Origin of the sequence: Rhodoferax lacus, from assembly GCF_003415675.1 — a bacterium.
Taxonomy (GTDB): domain Bacteria; phylum Pseudomonadota; class Gammaproteobacteria; order Burkholderiales; family Burkholderiaceae_C; genus Allorhodoferax; species Allorhodoferax lacus.
The window spans coordinates 1-2907 of record NZ_QFZK01000044.1 but is presented as its reverse complement, the minus strand read 5'-3'; the positions used below and the strand labels follow the sequence as shown (position 1 = coordinate 2907).

At 51.3% G+C, this 2907-nt stretch carries 2 protein-coding genes; both read right to left on the bottom strand.

What is annotated here, in order from left to right:
* Nucleotides 1-96: 96 nt before the first annotated feature.
* Nucleotides 97-786: a restriction endonuclease subunit S gene (locus tag DIC66_RS22630; RefSeq protein ID WP_117180441.1), complete on the bottom strand. Its 690-nt coding sequence runs from the start codon at nt 784-786 to the stop codon at nt 97-99.
* Nucleotide 787: 1 nt separating this feature from the next.
* On the bottom strand, nt 788-2907 hold a 2120-nt coding region (locus DIC66_RS22625), incomplete at its 5' end, for an N-6 DNA methylase (RefSeq protein WP_117180442.1).

Sequence of the window (2907 nt, the reverse complement as noted above, 5' to 3'; positions counted from 1 at the left end):
CCGATTACGTCCATGGTGATCACCTTTTAGTACCTGCTGAATTAATCAGCAGGACAGTGGAACACCCTGGTCAATTTTGGATCGGCACTTCTCGGTCTAACTGGTCAATTTTCGGTCGGCGTCAACAGTGAATCCTTTGAAACGGATTTCTGGAGTGGTGGCACCAGATTTCGGGAACATCTTTTGGAGCATCGCATTTTTCAGCGCAACCTGCCTGTCAAGTTTCCGCTGATGCAGCTCAATCAGACTATCCATATCTCGAAAATATTCGCCGATTTTAGTTTGTTCAGCGATGCCAGGAATAGTGATATTTCGCTTCTTCCAGTCATCAGCGTCGAAGAATAATTTTTCTATATCGACCCCGTATGAACTCAGAAAGAATTTCTTACGCATGTCTGGCAGACTTGCAAGAATTGTCAGAAATTCAGTAGCTATTTCATTGTTTCCGACTGCCACAAGATATTCGTTAGAGACGATTGCCTGATTAAGTTCTGCCGGGACGATTCCAGTTGCTCCGTGCACGACTTGTCGCTTGGAAATTAGAAAATCTCCAGTTTGAAGTTGAGAGTAGTTTTTCACCAAAATCTCTCGTCCCCAAAGATGCCCACGGGAAACAACACCGCCATTACGGCGTTTCACCGTGACAAGTTCATATTGCTGGTTGTCCTCCAAAACGATAGCACGTTTCGTTTCAGACAGGATTTCGCCGATCGGCTTTTCCTCCCATTCCCCCGAAAATCCTGTAAGACGAATTGCCGGAACCTTGCTGTTGGTTTGATTCGCCATCTTAGTTACCCGTGAGCAAGGTCTTCAGTTCAGCAAGGCCTTTGAGGTCAAACTCGTTGGCTTCGAGTTCCCCAATCATGCCAGCCAGTTCGACTTCGGTCTGCTGAATTTCGCGGGCGTTGTCGGCGTAGGTGATGCGGTATTTTTCTACCAGGGCTTCCAGCTTGCTGGTCAAGCCTTCAATTTGCAGATCGGGCAGGCGGTGCAGATCGCTACTCAGGGGAATGATCCATTTGCGTTCGAGGAGGTCGCGCACCTGCGGGTCGCTTAAGTTCTCAATGGTCGCTTTTGTCTTCAGGTGCAAGGCGGAGGATTCTTCTTTGATTGCGGCTTTCAGGGCTTTATCTTCACCCAGCAAGTTGGCCACTTGGATGATTTTTGCCTCGTAAGATTCGGGATCAAAGTCGCCTGATTTCTTCGCCTCGGCAAGCAGGCTTTTCGCTTCTTTGGTAACGGCAGCGCTGACAAACTTGTCGCCCGAATCGTTGATGGTGTCGGCGGATTTTTCTTCTTCGCTAAGGCTTTCGAAGGTTTCCTCGATGGAGGCGGTGATTTCGCTGAGGCGGGTTTCTTTTTCGCGCAGCGCGTCCAGCTCCTTCTTGAGGTGAGTCATCTGCACCAGCTCAAATGGCATGATGCGGCCCCGCCAGCCATCTTGCACCTCTACATCTTTTCCGTCCTTCTTTTTGCTGACGAGATTCGGGTCAACCACGCGGGACGCTTCAAAGCCCTCGGTTTGTAGAATTTCCAGATCGGTGGCAATGGGCTGCCAGTGATCGTCTAGGATTTGATATGCGCGGTAGCGGTCAATGAGCGGCAGCGGAGCGAGGCGGAAAAACAGTTCCTCGCTGATAAGCGCTTCTTGCCCATGGACATTGAGGGTAAACATCTGATCCAGCAGCGCCCGGTGAAGCCAGGGATTGAAGTCGGCAAATGCGGCGGAGAAGTTGTTTCCCAATTTCTTTACTTCGGGATGTTCACGGATAGCCTCGACAAGGTCTTCAACCTGAGGCGCCACGTAGGGCGTTCCGTTTTGGGAAAACAGGGCTGAGCGCAGGTTAGGGAATGCCTGCCAAAAGTCAGCCAAGTCATTCAACTCACTTTGCGGGATGCCACCGAACATGGATGCATAAAGATCCCAACTCTCAGTGGGCTCGCTTGAATCCACATAACGCGGGATGTTGAGGTTGTAATCATTCTCCTGAATCTGAGCCTTGGAGACGAGGCTACTGTAGCGCGGGACGCTTGTACGCCCGATCACGGTATCGGTGATTTTTTTAATATCTGAGGCGCGGAGTTTGTTGCTTTTGCCCTCCTTGGCAAAACCCTTGGAGGCATCCACGATAAGGACATCGCTGCATTCCCGCTTTTGTCGAAGCACGAGGATGATGGTGGGGATGCCGGTGCCAAAAAAGATATTGGATGGCAGTCCGATGATGGTCTCAAGGTGGTTGTTTTCAATCAGATTCTTGCGGATCGCACCTTCTTCGCCGCCACGGAAAAGAACTCCGTGCGGCAAGACGATGGCCATGATGCCGTCAGGCTTAAGGTGATACAGGTCGTGCAGGAGGAAGGCGTAGTCAGCCTTGGACTTGGGTGCCAGTCCGAAGCGGGCGTAGCGGGGGTCGCTGTCCTTGTTCTGTGGGTCCCATTTTTGCGAGTAAGGCGGGTTCGACACAACAGCATCAAGGTAGAGCGGGTCGTAGGTATTGACTGGATCTTGGTCGTCAAAGAACGGCCAATCGTCTTCCAACGTGTCGGCGTTGCGGGTGACAATATTGTTGGGGAGGATGTCGCGCATGATGAGGTTCATGCGGGTGAGGTTGTAAGTATTCTCCTTCAGCTCTTGGGCGTAGTACCTGATGCTGCCCTTGTCCGCCAAGTGCCTGGCGATGGCCTGGCCGATGTTAAGGAGCAGGGAGCCCGAGCCGCTGGTCGAGTCATAGATATGGATGTGTTTTCGGTTCTTTAGATGGTGCGCAATGACCTCTGACTGTTGACGCCGACCGAAAATTGACCAGTTAGACCGAGAAGTGCCGATCCAAAATTGACCAGGGTGTTCCACTGTCCTGCTGATTAATTCAGCAGGTACTAAAAGGTGATCACCATGGACGTAATCGG

Bases quoted from the DNA above. Each gene is read 5' to 3' on its own strand.
- DIC66_RS22630 (WP_117180441.1), bottom strand. From the start codon at position 786: ATGGCGAATCAAACCAACAGCAAGGTTCCGGCAATTCGTCTTACAGGA.